13 protein-coding genes are annotated in these 13,413 nt (G+C 64.3%); 5 read left to right on the top strand and 8 right to left on the bottom strand.

Going from position 1 to position 13,413, the window contains the following annotated elements; translation table 11 throughout:
• Positions 1-87: 87 nt before the first annotated feature.
• The 3 genes from ASF66_RS16980 to ASF66_RS16970 all read left to right on the top strand — a co-directional run bounded on the left by ASF66_RS16980 (position 88) and on the right by ASF66_RS16970 (position 2,307).
• The gene (locus ASF66_RS16980) at positions 88-1,629 is read left to right on the top strand and encodes a phosphoenolpyruvate carboxykinase (protein ID WP_049860236.1); all 1,542 of its coding nucleotides are present in this window, start codon (positions 88-90) and stop codon (positions 1,627-1,629) included.
• A 164-nt stretch (positions 1,630-1,793) separates the two neighbouring features.
• Positions 1,794-2,033 (top strand): CopG family ribbon-helix-helix protein, encoded by a 240-nt coding sequence (locus ASF66_RS16975; protein ID WP_056844698.1) that lies wholly within the window; start codon positions 1,794-1,796, stop codon positions 2,031-2,033.
• On the top strand, positions 2,023-2,307 hold the full coding sequence (locus ASF66_RS16970) for a type II toxin-antitoxin system RelE/ParE family toxin (RefSeq protein ID WP_056844697.1): 285 nt from the start codon (positions 2,023-2,025) through the stop codon (positions 2,305-2,307). The genes ASF66_RS16975 and ASF66_RS16970 overlap by 11 nt, the downstream gene beginning before the upstream one ends.
• A gap of 145 nt (positions 2,308-2,452) precedes the next feature.
• Here the strand turns inward: ASF66_RS16970 and ASF66_RS16965 are convergent, their stop codons facing one another.
• The 5 genes from ASF66_RS16965 to yrfG form a co-directional block, all read right to left on the bottom strand.
• Complete coding sequence (locus ASF66_RS16965; protein ID WP_056844696.1) at positions 2,453-2,926, bottom strand: glycine zipper 2TM domain-containing protein; 474 nt, start codon at positions 2,924-2,926, stop codon at positions 2,453-2,455.
• A gap of 419 nt (positions 2,927-3,345) precedes the next feature.
• On the bottom strand, positions 3,346-5,682 hold the full coding sequence (locus tag ASF66_RS16960) for an FdhF/YdeP family oxidoreductase (RefSeq protein WP_056844695.1): 2,337 nt from the start codon (positions 5,680-5,682) through the stop codon (positions 3,346-3,348).
• Positions 5,679-6,530, bottom strand: a complete 852-nt coding sequence (gene fdhD / locus ASF66_RS16955; RefSeq protein ID WP_056844694.1) for a formate dehydrogenase accessory sulfurtransferase FdhD — start codon at positions 6,528-6,530, stop codon at positions 5,679-5,681. Before fdhD ends, ASF66_RS16960 begins: the two co-directional genes overlap by 4 nt.
• A 94-nt stretch (positions 6,531-6,624) precedes the next feature.
• Entirely contained in the window at positions 6,625-7,500 is an 876-nt protein-coding gene (locus ASF66_RS16950; RefSeq protein ID WP_056844693.1) for a LysR family transcriptional regulator, read from the bottom strand.
• A 72-nt stretch (positions 7,501-7,572) separates the two neighbouring features.
• Entirely contained in the window at positions 7,573-8,235 is a 663-nt protein-coding gene (yrfG, locus tag ASF66_RS16945; RefSeq protein WP_056844692.1) for a GMP/IMP nucleotidase, read from the bottom strand.
• Positions 8,236-8,326: 91 nt separating this feature from the next.
• Here yrfG and nudE point away from each other — a divergent pair, with 91 nt between their 5' ends.
• Positions 8,327-8,893, top strand: coding sequence for an ADP compounds hydrolase NudE (gene nudE / locus ASF66_RS16940; RefSeq protein ID WP_056844691.1), 567 nt, complete (start codon positions 8,327-8,329; stop codon positions 8,891-8,893).
• The gene (gene cysQ, locus ASF66_RS16935; protein WP_056844690.1) at positions 8,890-9,747 is read left to right on the top strand and encodes a 3'(2'),5'-bisphosphate nucleotidase CysQ; all 858 of its coding nucleotides are present in this window, start codon (positions 8,890-8,892) and stop codon (positions 9,745-9,747) included. Before nudE ends, cysQ begins: the two co-directional genes overlap by 4 nt.
• Here the strand turns inward: cysQ and ASF66_RS16930 are convergent.
• The 3 genes from ASF66_RS16930 to ASF66_RS16920 are packed head-to-tail and all read right to left on the bottom strand — an operon-like array spanning position 9,698 to position 13,351.
• Positions 9,698-10,165 (bottom strand): thioesterase domain-containing protein, encoded by a 468-nt coding sequence (locus ASF66_RS16930; RefSeq protein ID WP_056844689.1) that lies wholly within the window; start codon positions 10,163-10,165, stop codon positions 9,698-9,700. The genes cysQ and ASF66_RS16930 overlap by 50 nt on opposite strands.
• The gene (locus ASF66_RS16925) at positions 10,158-11,540 is read right to left on the bottom strand and encodes a sigma-54-dependent transcriptional regulator (RefSeq protein WP_049861437.1); all 1,383 of its coding nucleotides are present in this window, start codon (positions 11,538-11,540) and stop codon (positions 10,158-10,160) included. The genes ASF66_RS16930 and ASF66_RS16925 overlap by 8 nt, the downstream gene beginning before the upstream one ends.
• Positions 11,537-13,351, bottom strand: a complete 1,815-nt coding sequence (locus ASF66_RS16920) for a sensor histidine kinase (RefSeq protein WP_056844688.1) — start codon at positions 13,349-13,351, stop codon at positions 11,537-11,539. The genes ASF66_RS16925 and ASF66_RS16920 overlap by 4 nt, the downstream gene beginning before the upstream one ends.
• Positions 13,352-13,413: the final 62 nt, after the last annotated feature.

The raw sequence follows: 13,413 nt of genomic DNA, 5'->3' as shown, positions 1-13,413 counted from the left end.
ATCCGGCCCACTTTTTAGCTGTAGTGGTTGTTGTAAACTTACTACAAAACGTTTGGAGCACTCGGCCCAGAGCCGACGGGGAACCTCATGACGCAAGCCAAGAACGCCGTGTACGCCGATCTGACTGTAGACGATCTGGTTAAAGAAGCCCTGAATCGTGGTGAAGGCGAGCTTGCCGATACCGGGGCTCTGGTGGTGCGTACCGGTCATCGTACCGGTCGTTCGCCAGTCGACCGTTTCATCGTCGAAGAGCCCACTACCCAGGACGCCATTGCCTGGGGCCCGATCAACCGCAAATTCCCCGCCGACAAGTTCGATGCCCTGTGGGATCGCGTCGAAGCCTATCTGGGCGAGCGTGAGCGGTTCGTTTCCCATGTGCATGTAGGCTCCGATCCGGCGCACTACCTGCCGGTCAAGATGACCACTCAGACGGCCTGGCACAACCTGTTCGGGCGTTGCCTGTTCATCAACCCGGAGCAGTACAACGCCGGTGGCAAGGATGAATGGCAGGTGCTCAACGCGCCTGAGTTCGAGTGCGTGCCCGAGCGCGATGGCACCAACTCCGACGGTACCGTGATCATCAACTTCGCGGCGCGCAAGGTGCTGATCGCAGGCATGCGCTATGCCGGCGAAATGAAGAAGGCGATGTTCTCGGTGCAGAACTTCCTGCTGCCGGCCGCCGACGTGCTGCCGATGCACTGCGCCGCCAACATGGGCGAAGACGGCGACGTCACCCTGTTCTTCGGCCTGTCGGGCACCGGCAAGACCACCCTGTCGGCCGACGAAAGCCGTTACCTGATTGGTGACGACGAGCACGGTTGGGGTGTGGGCGTGGTGTTCAACATCGAAGGCGGCTGCTACGCCAAGTGCATCGACCTGTCCGAGAAGAACGAGCCGGTCATCTGGAAAGCCATTCAGCACGGTGCCGTGCTGGAGAACGTCGTGCTCGATGCCGACAAGAAGGCCGACTACGCCGATGACAGCCTGACCCAGAACAGCCGTGCCGCGTACCCGCGTGAGCTGATCGAAAAGCGCGCGCCGAAGAACCTGGGTGGCGAGCCCAATGCCGTGATCTTCCTGACCTGCGACCTGACCGGCGTACTGCCGCCCGTGTCCATCCTCAGCGAAGAGCAGGCGGCCTATCACTTCCTGTCGGGTTACACCGCGCTGGTCGGTTCGACCGAGATGGGTTCGGGCAGCGGCATCAAGTCGACCTTCTCGACCTGCTTCGGCGCACCGTTCTTCCCGCGTCCGGCTGGCGAGTACGCCGAGCTGCTGATCAAGCGTATTCGTGGCTTCGGCTCCAAGGTCTACCTGGTCAACACCGGCTGGACCGGCGGCGGCTACGGCGTTGGCAAGCGCTTCAACATCCCTACCACCCGTGGCGTGATCGCAGCGATCCAGAGCGGCGCCCTGATCGGCACCGAGACCGAGCACTTGGACATCGTCAACCTGGACGTGCCAAAGGTTGTCCCAGGCGTCGACACCAACCTGCTCAACCCACGCAACACCTGGGCTGACCCAGCCGCCTACGACGAAGCCGCCAAAGGCCTGGCTTCGCTGTTCATCGAGAACTTCAAGAAGTTCGACGTGAGCGACTCGATCAAGGCTGCCGGTCCGCAGTTGTAAGTAGCAGCTTGCGAAAGAAACCGCCCCTTTGTGGGCGGTTTTTTCGTTTCTTGGTCTTCGATTTTCACAAGATCAACACGACATCGTTGGCGACAAGATACCCATCCATCTAGCAAAAACGCGGTGTATCCTTGCTGACGTCGACTGACCAAATGGAGGCAAGCATGTCGCCTATGTCATTTCCCATACCTGACGATATGGCAGAGTCTTTGTCGCGCCTCGCGCGTGATACGGGCCATAGCGAATCTTTTTTAGTGCTTGAGGCCATGCGCGAATACCTGCAGCGCGAGAGTTGGCAGATAGAAGAGATCAAGGACAGCCTTCGGGAATTGGAAGCAGGCAACACCGCCAGTGCCGAAGAGGTAAACGCCCTGTGGGAAAAGTGGGGTAAGGGTGCGAATTGAGTGGCTGACCAAAGCCCTCAAACACCTCGATCACGAAGCCAGTTTCATAGCCAAGGACAATGAATTGGCGGCGAGTCAATTCGTATCAGCGGTGCGCGAAGGCGTGGATCGCCTATCCAGGTTCCCGGCGCTGGGTCGCAAGGGCCGCGTGGAGGGAACACATGAGTGGATAATGCCCGACTGGCCATACGTGATTCCCTATCGAATCGAAGCTGATCGATTGATCATCCTCCATATCTTCCATACACGACGGGCGCTGCCAAGCGATTGGTAGAAACTTGATTGCTGCACATAGGCAAGGCTAGGCCTAAAAGCGACTGTGGAGGCATTTGAAGACAAGGAAAGCGGGAGAGGTGTCGCAGGCAGTGGCCATGCCATCTGCCCGCTTGCGTAGAGAAGCTCTCTACCATGATCGTGACTCAGCGATCACGCCAATGCTTGTTGTGGCCGACATGGCGGCCGCGGTCGCGGTGTTTCCATTTGCCGCGGTTGTCGTGGCCGCGATAGCGACGATCGTCACGATCGTCGCGGTCGGACGAGGTGCCCATGTAGTTGCCCAGCGCGCCGCCGGCACCACCGCCGGTGGCGGCGCCGATCAGGCCGCCGGTGCTGCCGCCTACGTTGCGGCCCACCACGTTGCCGCCTGCAGCACCCAGGGCGCCACCGATGGCGGCCTGGCCACGGCTGCGCTTGTCGGCGCCGACTGCGCTACCTGCCGCACCACCCAGGCCTGCGCCAATGGTCGAGCCGGTGCTGCCGCCCAGTTGTTGGCCGACCACCGCGCCCAGTACCCCACCCAATGCGCCCCCTACACCGGCTTCGGTGTTGCTGCCAGCAGAGGCAGCGCCTGTCACCAGGCCGAGGGTCAACAAAAGTATCGAGGGAAATTTCATCGATCAGATCTCAGAGGGATGACGGCGCGACTTTGCTATGCGATCGGTCGTCCGACAAGCGCGATGTGATGGAAAGCACGATGGGTGCGCAGTTCTGAGATTCTGAAGTTTCATGGGGAAACTTTGAGCGGGGAGGGTGGTCGCACGTACTTCCGGAGTTGTGTCTTTTGATGGCGTTGAAGGGGTAAGAGCAAGATCAAGAGCTACGCGGCTTGCGCCGCTGCTACAGGAGTGGCGTCCTTTTGGGGGCGGCCTAGGATCGAGATCAAGAGCTACGCGGCTTGCGCCGCTGCTACAGGGGGGGCGTGCACCTTGGGGGCGTTCATCCTTGATTGGCGCGCATCCTTGGGTGCTGGGTATGCTGGATTGGCGTGAGGGCTTGTCGCGGCACGAGCCGCGACAAGGGTTTGCGTGGGGCCTCAGGCGATGCGGGCGCTTGGGGCGGGTTGCTCCAGGCGAATGGCGACGAACTTCGAAGTTGGCGTGCTGCTGCCGTCGCCAACGCTTTCCAGCGGCACCAGCGGGTTGACCTCGGGGTAGTACGCCGCTGCCTGACCGGCCGGAATGTCGAACGCCAGCAGCGTAAAGCCCTTCACGCGGCGTTCGCGGCCGTCTTCCCAGAGTGATACCAGATCGGCTTTCTGACCCGGGCGGAAGCCTAGGCGAATGATGTCCGCCTCATTGGCGAACAACACGTCACGCTGGCCACGTACGCCCCGGTAGCGGTCGTCCAGGCCGTAGATGGTGGTGTTGTACTGATCGTGAGAGCGCATCGACTGCATGATCAGATCCGGCACCTGGCCAGTGGCGCGTACTCGCTCGTCGATCAGGTCCAGCGGCAGGCGGTTGGGCTTGAAGTTGGCGCGCCCGGTGGGCGTGTTCCAGCGACGTGCGCCAGCGCTGTTGCCCAGATAGAACCCACCTGGATGCTTGAGGCGTTCGTTGAAGTCCTTGAAGCCGGGCAGGGTGTCGGCGATCAGGTCGCGGATGCGGTCGTAATCGGCGATCAGCCAGTTCCAGTCCACCGGCTGCGCACCGAGCGTGGCGGCGGCGATGCCGGCAATGATCGCAGGCTCGGAGCGCATCTGCTTGGACAGCGGCTGCAGTTGGCCATTGGACGCGTGCACCATGCTGAACGAATCTTCCACGGTGACCGCTTGCGGGCCCTCGCTTTGCTGGTCGATGTCGGTACGGCCCAGGCACGGCAGGATCAGTGCCTGCTTGCCATGCATCAGGTGGCTGCGGTTGAGCTTGGTGCTGATCTGCACGGTGAGATCGCAGTTGCGCAGCGCCTGCGCCGTGCGGGTGCTGTCCGGCGTGGCCTGGGCGAAGTTGCCGCCCAGCGCGATGAACACCTTGGCTCGGCCTTCGGCCATGGCGTGGATGGCTTCAACCACGTTGTGGCCGTTGGTGCGCGGCACATTGAAACCGAAGCGCTTCTCCAGGGCATCGAGCAGAAAGGCCGGTGGCCGCTCGTTGATGCCCATAGTGCGGTCGCCCTGCACGTTGCTGTGGCCACGAACCGGGCACAGACCGGCGCCTGGGCGACCGATGTTGCCGCGCAACAGCATCAGGTTGGCGATTTCCTGGATGGTCGGCACCGAGTGGCGGTGCTGGGTGATACCCATGGCCCAGCACATGATGACGTTCTTGCCCTTGAGGTACATGCGCGCGGCCAGTTCGATATCTTCCAGCGGCAGGCCGGATTGGTCGACGATGTGCTCCCACGACGTCTCATCGATCGCCGCCAGGTATTCGAGCACGGTGGCGGTGTGCTCGTTGAGGAAGTCGTGGTCGAACACCGACGGTGCATTGTTGGCCTGAGCTTCGCGCTCCCATTGCAGCAGGAACTTGGCCATGCCACGCATCATCGCCATGTCGCCGCCCAGGGCCGGACGGAAGTAGGCAGTGTTGGTCGGACGGTCACCGTTGGTGAGCATCTCGATCGGGTGCTGTGGGTGCTGGAAGCGTTCCAGACCACGCTCCTTGAGCGGGTTGATGCAAACCACCTGCGCGCCGCGCTGGACCGCTTCACGCAGCGGTTCGAGCATGCGCGGGTGGTTGGTGCCGGGGTTCTGGCCCCAGACGAAGATGGCATCGGCATGCTCGAAGTCGTCGAACGTCACCGTACCCTTGCCCACTCCGACGCTCTGCGACAAGGCCACGCCGCTGGCCTCGTGGCACATGTTCGAGCAGTCCGGGAAGTTGTTGGTGCCGTAGGCGCGCACGAACAGCTGGTACAGATAGGCTGCTTCGTTGCTGGCCCGGCCCGAGGTGTAGAACTCGGCCTGGTCAGGGCTTTCCAGATTGAGCAGGTGCTTGGCGACCAGCGCGTAGGCATCGTCCCAGGCAATCGGGACATAGCGATCGCTGGCGGCGTCATAGACCATCGGCTCGGTCAGGCGGCCCTGGTATTCGAGCCAGTAGTCGCTCTGCTCCAACAAAGAGGTAACGCTGTGCTTGGCGAAGAAGGCCGGGTCGACGCGGCGCTTGGTCGCCTCCCAGTTCACGGCCTTGGCGCCGTTTTCGCAGAATTTCACCATGCCGCTTTCCGGCGAGTCGCCCCAGGCACAGCCCGGGCAATCGAAACCGCCGTTCTGGTTGGTCTTGAGCATGGTGCGGATGTTCTTCAGGGCGTTGTCGCTGCTCAGCCAGAACTGCGTCACGCTGATCAGTGCGCCCCAGCCGCCGGCTGCGCCCTTGTAGGGCTTGTAGCGGGGTACAGGAGTCTTGTCGGCTTGATTGTGAATGCTCACGCTTGATTCTCCAACGCAGGGCTATAGACCCGCGGCGCGCTGTGCTGCGGCAGGTGGATGAGGTTCAGGTTGTGCCGGCGTGCCCATTGCAGGGCCAGGCCGGTCGGCGACGACAGGCTGACCAGGGTCTGGATGCCGGCGCGCAATACTTTTTGAATGAGTTCCAGACTGCAGCGGCTGGTGACGATGGCCAGCCCGCCGGTGCTGTCGATGTTCTGCCGTACCAGGGCGCCGATCACTTTGTCGAGCGCGTTGTGGCGGCCAATGTCTTCGCGGCCCAGCAGCAGGGTGCCGGTAGCGTCCATGAACAGCGCCGCGTGGACCGCGCCGCTGCGCTGGCCCAGTGGCTGGAAGGCACCGATGCGCTGGCGCAGGCCTTCGAGCCATTGCGCTGGCGGCAGGGCCGCGCCGGGTAATACCGCCAGGTCCGGCAATGCCTGTTCGACGGCTTCTACGCCACACAGCCCGCAGCCGCTGCTGCCGGCCAATTGCCGACGCTGGGTCTTGAGGTTCCAGAAGGCACGATTGGCGATCTGCACCTCGGCGTGACGTGCCGAGCCTGCACCGCTGAGCTTGATGTCGTAGATTTCATCGGCGCCAGCCACGATACCGCTGCCGATGCTGAAACCGGTGACGAAGTCTTCGAGGTCGGTGGGGGTGACCAGCATGACGGCCTGGCTGATGCCGTTGTAAGCGATCGCCAGCGCCACTTCTTCGGCCAGTGGCGTGCTGCCGGGTTCGTCCAGGCTCAAGCTGCAGTAACTGTAGGTCTGGCTGGCGGTGGGACTGGCGAGAGGGGCAGCCGAGGTAGAAACGGGCACCGCGCTGGCCGGGTGCTTGGCGTTCATGGGAATGGACCGGCAATGAATTCAGCTTTAAGCCTAGGCGCAGGATTGCCTAGCGTCTAATTGCTATTACCGATGCGACGATAGACCGCATTGATCATGGCGCGTCATAGAGCTTGAAGCAGGCTTCGGCCAGTGCCGAACGGGGCGCCGCGCGGCGCATGATCAAGCCCAGAGGCGCCAGCGTGTGGGCCTCGGCGATGGGTTGCAGGCGCAGGTGCTCGGTCAAGCCTTCGAGCCCGCCCGCCAGCGGCATGATCGCGCAGCACAGGCCACCATGAACGGCCTGGATCAATTGATGGACGGCATCGGTCTGCAGCAGCGGTTGCGGTGCGAGTCCGCGCGAGTGGAAGTTGTGGTCGATGGACTGGCGAAAATGCATGCCAGTGGTGAGCATGCCCAAGGGCAGTTCGGTCAGGGCTTCCCAACTCAGGGCCTGCTCGCCGAAATCGTAGTGACGTTGATCGAACAGCAAGCCCATGCGCGTTTCGCCCAGTGCGCGCGATTCGAAGCGCTCCTGGTCCAGCCGCTCCAGAAACGAGACGCCCAGGTCGATGCGGTTGCTCGCGAGCTGTTCGAGGATCTGCTCGGAGCTCAGCGAGCTGAGTTCGAAGCGCAGGTTGGGGTGCTTGCCGTGCAGGGTGTACAGCAGCGGCACCGGGTCGAAACTGGACAGTGGCACCACACCCAGACGCAGCGTCCCGACCAGGTGGCCGCGACAGGCCGCCGCTTCGGCCTGCAGGCCATCGTAGGCGGCCAGGACGGTACGCGCCCAGGCCAGCACGCGCTCGCCGGGCGCGGTGAACCCTTCGAAGCGCTGGCCGCGTTTCACCAACGGCAAGTCGAGTTCTTCTTCAAGGTTGCGCAAACGCATAGAGAGCGTCGGCTGGGTGATGTGACAGCGCGCTGCGGCCTGGCCGAAGTGCCGGGTTTCATCCAACGCAATGAGGAATTTGAGTTGCTTGATGTCCATGCTCGCTCCTGGGTTGGCGATGCGCAGTATAGCGACACGCGCTGGCGGTAGGTCCCTGGCCAGCCGGGCGGGTCACAAACCCGCGATGAGCTCGCGGTAGTCACCCACCGCCGCGAACTCCTCGGTGTCCTTGGCGCCCTTGCGGCTGTCGGGCTCGCTGACCGCCAGCAGGTGCTTGATCCCGTAGGCCCGGGCGCTGCGCAGCACGGGCAGGGTGTCATCGATGAACAGGCTGCGCGCCGGGTCGAAGCCGATGTCGGCCTGCAGGGCGTCCCAGAACTGCGCGTTTTCCTTGGGGTAGCCGTAGTCGTGGGAGCTGATCAGCCGCTCGAAATAGGGCGCCAGCTCGATGCGCTCCAGTTTCAGCGACAGCGAGTCGCGGTGGGCGTTGGTGATCATGATCACGCGCTTGCCGGCCTGCTTGATGGCGGCCAGGAACGTGTCGGCGTCGGCCCGCAGGGCGATCAGCTCGGCGGTTTCGCGTTTGAGCTCGCGCACCGGGATGTTCAGCTCGCGGGTCCAGAAATCCAGGCAGTACCAGTTCAGCTTGCCGGCGTTGTCGGTGAACAACGGTTGGAGCTCCAGCTGCGCCATCGCCAGACTGACCCCGTGCAGCTGCGCATAGCGTTGCGGCAGATGTTCCATCCAGAAGTGGTTGTCGTAATGCAGGTCGAGCAGGGTGCCGTCCATGTCCAGCAGGACAGTGTCGATGGTGCTCCAGGCGAGGCAAGGCATAGCGAAGATTCTCGGGCAGTGGTGGATCAAGGGTGGCCTGCCGCAGGCCAAGCCACGGTATAGTAACCCGTTCACGTCCAGGAGCTGCCCGATGCGCCAGAAACCCGAAGTCCTCGCCCGCGAAATCGTTGCCAGCAGTCGCCTGTTCCGTGTCGAGGAAGTGCAGTTGCGCTTCTCCAACGGTGTGGAGCGCACCTACGAGCGTCTCGTGGGCCGCGGCAATGGGTATGGCGCGGTGATGATCGTGGCGATGGCCGACGCCGAGCATGCCCTGCTGGTCGAGGAATATTGCGGCGGGACCGATGCTTATGAACTGTCGTTGCCCAAGGGTTTGATCGAGCCGGGTGAAGACGTGTTGGCGGCCGCCGACCGCGAGCTCAAGGAGGAGGCCGGATTCGGCGCACGTGAACTGGAGCACCTCACCGAACTGTCGCTGTCGCCTGGGTACATGAGCCAGAAGATCCAGGTCGTGCTGGCGCAGGGGCTGTACGAGGAGCGGCTCGAGGGCGACGAGCCGGAGCCGATGCGCGTCGAACGGGTCAACCTGCGTGACCTGTCCGGCCTGGCCCAGCATCCGCAGTTTTCCGAAGGCCGCGCATTGGCCGCCCTGTACCTGGCGCGCGACCTGTTGATCCAGCGCGGAGCGTTCAGCCTGTGAGCGACGTCGAACGTCTGTTGCCCGAAGTCGTGGCGCTGGCCCATCAGGCCGGCGCGGCGATCCTGCCGTTCTGGCGGGCCGATGTGCAGGTCATGGCCAAGGCCGACGAGTCGCCGGTGACTGCTGCCGATCTGGCGGCGCATCAGATCATCGTCGACGGGTTGACGGCACTGGCGCCCGATATCCCGATCCTGTCCGAAGAAGATGCGGACATCGCCCTCGCGGTGCGTGAACAGTGGACGCGCTGGTGGCTGGTCGATCCGCTGGACGGCACCAAGGAGTTCATCAACGGCAGCGAAGAATTCACCGTCAACATCGCGTTGATCGAGAGCGGTCGGGTGGTGTTCGGCGTAGTCACCGTGCCGACAACGGGCAGTGCCTACTATGGCGGTGCCGGGCTGGGTGCCTGGCATGCAGCGGGCGGACAACCGGCTCAGCCGATCGGCGTGCGCAGGGTGCCTGCGCCCGGCAGCGCGTTTACCGTGGTCGCCAGTCGGCGACATTCCAGCCCCGAGCAGGAGCACCTGCTGGCCGGTCTGAGCACCGTGGTGGGCCCGCTGGAGCTGGTCAGTGTCGGCAGTTCGCTGAAGTTCTGCCTGTTGGCCGAAGGCGCCGCCGATTGCTATCCGCGCCTGGCGCCAACCTCGCAGTGGGACACCGCGGCGGCCCAGGGCGTGCTCGAAGGCGCGGGTGGCGAAGTGTTGCAGATCGACGGACAGCCGTTTGTCTATGCGGCCCGCGAGTCACTGCTCAATCCGTCGTTCCTGGCGCTGCCCAGCAATGTGCCCTGGCGTCAGTCGCTGGTTACGCTGGCGCAGGCGGGGTGTGCGCAACCACCACGTACTGACCGCTGAACGTGACCGCACAGCGCTCGCCATCCAGCACCTGGGTCTGCAGTTGCAGACGCGCCCGGCCATGGCGTCGGTAGGTCTTGAGAAAGCGCTGCCACAGGGCCTCGTCGATGTTTTCGCACACGGCCAGGGCGTCGCCGGCCACCGGCAGGGGATAGTCGATCTGACCCTGCTGGATGACGATATGGCCACCGTTCAGGCCGGCCTCGCCCAGGCGCAGGTGCAGCCAACCCCAGCCCGCCAGCACGGCGGCGCAGTACAGGCTGCCGCCGAACATCGTGCTCTTGTGGTTGACGTTCGGTGCCAGCGGCACATGCAGGCGCAGGCAATGGTTGTCCCAGGCCCGCACGCGCAGGCCCATGTCGCCGGTCAGCGGAATGTCGTGATGCAGCAGCCGCTCGAGGGCCTGGATTTCACTCATGTTCCTCGCCTCCACCAAAGCTCAGGCCGTGCTTGCGCAGCTTGTCGTGCAAGGTCTTGCGGGGGATGCCGAGGGCTTCGGCCAGGCTGCGAACGGAGGTGTGCGAGCGGCTCATCTCGGCCGCAATCAAGGCGCGTTCGAAATGCTCGACCTGATCGCTGAGCCCGCCCGTGACCGTGCGGGTCATCTCCACCGGGCCGGGCTCGCCGTTGTCCAATGCCAGTTCCAGGCCCAGGGCGAAGCGCTCGGCAGCGTTCTGCAGTTCGCGCACGTTGCCCGGCCAGCTGTGTCGCAACAACAACGCGCGTTGCGCTGCGGAGAGTTCGTTGGCCAGCACGCCGTGGCGTTCGGCCGCGGCATCGGCGTAGTACTGGAACAGCATCAGCACGTCTTCGCCCCGCTCGCGCAAGGGCGGGATGCGTAGCGAGGCAACATTGAGGCGGTAATACAGGTCGGCGCGAAAGCGTCCCTGATCGGCGGCTTGGCGCAGGTCTTCCTTGGTCGCGGCGATCACCCGGATATCCAGGCGGATCTGCTGGTTGCCCCCCAGGCGTTCGACCACCCGTTCCTGCAGCAGACGCAGCAGCTTGACCTGAACGTCCAGACTCATGCTTTCGATTTCGTCGAGGAACAGGGTGCCGCCGTTGGCGAACTCGAACTTGCCGATGCGGCGTTTCTGCGCGCCGGTGAAGGCGCCGGGTTCATGGCCGAACAGCTCGCTTTCCACCACCGATTCGGCGAGGGCGCCGGCGTTGATCGCCACGAAAGGGCCGCTGCGGCGGCTGGACAGGTCGTGCAGGGCGCGCGCTACGACTTCCTTGCCGGCACCGGTTTCGCCCAGGATCAGCACGTCGGCGCGGGTCCCGGCCAGCGCGCCGATCTGCTCGCGCAGGCGCGCCATGGAGGCCGACTGGCCGACCAGTCGCGTACTCAATTGCTGCCGATCGCTCAGAGCCATGCGCAGGCTGCGGTTGTCCAGCACCAGGCGGCGCACGGCCAGGCCGCGGCGTACGCTGTCGAGCAGCGCGTCGCTGGCGAACGGTTTTTCGAGGAAGTCGTAGGCCCCGGCGCGCATCGCCTGCACGGCCAGCGGCACGTCGCCGTGGCCAGTGATCAGCAAGACCGGCAGCTCGGTATCGCGGGCATGCAGTTGTTCGAGCAATTGCAGGCCGTCGATGCCCGGCATGCGGATATCGCTGACCACCACGCCAGGCCAGTCGCGCTCGATGCGTGCGGACAGGCCCTGGGCATCGGCCAGGGCCAGCACCTTGAGGCCGGCCAGGTCCAGGGTCTGGCTCAAGGCCTGACGCAAGTGGGGATCGTCGTCGATCAGCACGACCTGGATCTTGCTGTCGATGGCGCTGTCGCTGGTCATGCCGATGGGTCCTCGGGGGCTTGCAGGCTGACGCCCGGCTCTCCAGCGCGTAAACGCAGGATCAGCAGGGCGCCGCCTTGGGGATGGTTGGACAGCAGCAGTTCGCCGCCCAGTGCGCGCATCAGCGTATCGCAGATCGCCAGGCCCAGGCCAAGCCCTTGTGTGCGTGTCTTGGTGGTGAAGAACGGCTCGCGTGCCCGGGCCATGGCCTCGCTGGTAAAGCCGGGGCCGTTGTCGCGGATGCGCAGCTCCACGCCGTCGGCGGTCTGTTCGGCGCTGAGCCAGAGGCATCGTGGCGTGGCTTTTTCGGTCAGGGCATCGAGGGCATTGGCCAGCAGGTTGCCCAGCACCTGACGCAGCCGGGTTTCGCCGGCCTGGACCCAGAGCGGCGCATCGGGCAGGTCGCGGATCAGCTCGACGGCCATGGCCCGGCGGCGCTTGGCGAGCAGCGCCAGGGCATCGTCGAGGGCCGGCTGCAGGGCGACGCTTTCCAGGGCGTGGCGGTCGCGACGGGCGAAGGCACGCAGGTGCGCGATGATCGACGCCATGCGGCCGGTCAGTTCGCTGATCAACTTGAGGTTGCCCCGCGCATCCTCGATGCGCTCGTGGTCGAGCAGCACTTCGGTGTTCTCGGCGTAGCTGCGAATGGCCGCCAGGGGCTGATTGAGCTCATGGCTGATGCTGGCCGACATGGTGCCCAGCGCCGACAGCTTGCCGGCCTGCACCAGTTCGTCCTGGGCACGCACCAGCTCCTGCTGGGCCTGCTCGCGTTCGAGCACTTCCTGGCGCAGCTTGCTGTTGAGCCCTTCCAGCGCGCTGGTGCGTTCCACCACCCGTGTTTCCAGCTCGTGCCGGGTGCGGCCTTCGAATTCGATGCGCTCAAGGTAGTGGCGGCGACGCTGCATCATCAGACCAAGCAGCAGCATCAATGCCAGGAGCAGGGCTCCGCCCACCGCTACGACGGTGCGCACCGGGCGATCGAGCAAGGTCTTGGGGGCGAGGATGCTGACGTTCCAGCCGGTTTCGGCAATGGTCCGTGTCTGGGTAAGCCAGGCGTCGGCTTCCAGGTTCAGCGGCTGCGGGTCACGGGTGGGGTAGGGCAGGATCGAGACGATGGCCTGACGCTCGCCGTCGCTGAGCGGGCGTGTGGCCCGGAAGCGCCATTCGGGGCGCGAAGTGAGGATGACCACGCCGTTGTGGTCGGTGAGCAGGAGCTGTTCGGGCGTCTTGCCCCACAAGGTTTCAGTGTGATCAAGGTCGACCTTCACCACCAGTACGCCGATGACCTTGTCCTGGTCATGTACGGCAGCGGCGAAGAAGTAGCCGCGTTTTGCCGACGTGGTGCCGAGCCCGAAGAAGCGTCCCAGGCGCCCGGCGACGGCATCGCTGTAATAGGGGCGAAAGGCGAAGTTGCGACCGACGAAACTGTCGCGCTGCTCCCAGTTGGAGGCGGCCAACGTATTGCCGTCGGCGTCCAGCAGGTACATGACTTCCGCCCCGGTCTGTTCGCGGATGTCTTTGAGCAGGTGATTGGCGTCGAGGATCGCCTGGGCGTCACGAGGTGCAGCCAGCAGCGCACGCAGCGCAGGCAGGTCACCGAGGATCTGCGGCAGGGTTTCGTAGCGGTGCAGGGTGCCCAGCAGGTTGGCGACGTAGAGGTCCAACGTCTGCCGGTTCTGGCTGACCAGCTCGCTTTTGTAATAGCGCTCGGCCAGGTGTTCCAGCGGCCACAACAGCGGCGCCAGGCACAAAGCGAGGATCGCCAGGCTGCGCCAGCGGGGTCTGCGAGTGGAGGAAGATCTGGAGGTCATAGGACAACACGCCGGGATGGACCGGCGTATTATGCGTCAGGCAGCTGCCGCGAAGCACGGGT

The organism is Pseudomonas sp. Leaf129, from assembly GCF_001423465.1.
In the GTDB taxonomy this organism is placed as follows: Bacteria; Pseudomonadota; Gammaproteobacteria; order Pseudomonadales; family Pseudomonadaceae; genus Aquipseudomonas; species Aquipseudomonas coleopterorum.
Note: the sequence above shows the minus strand (reverse complement) of the source record. Positions and strands in the feature narration are given on the sequence as shown.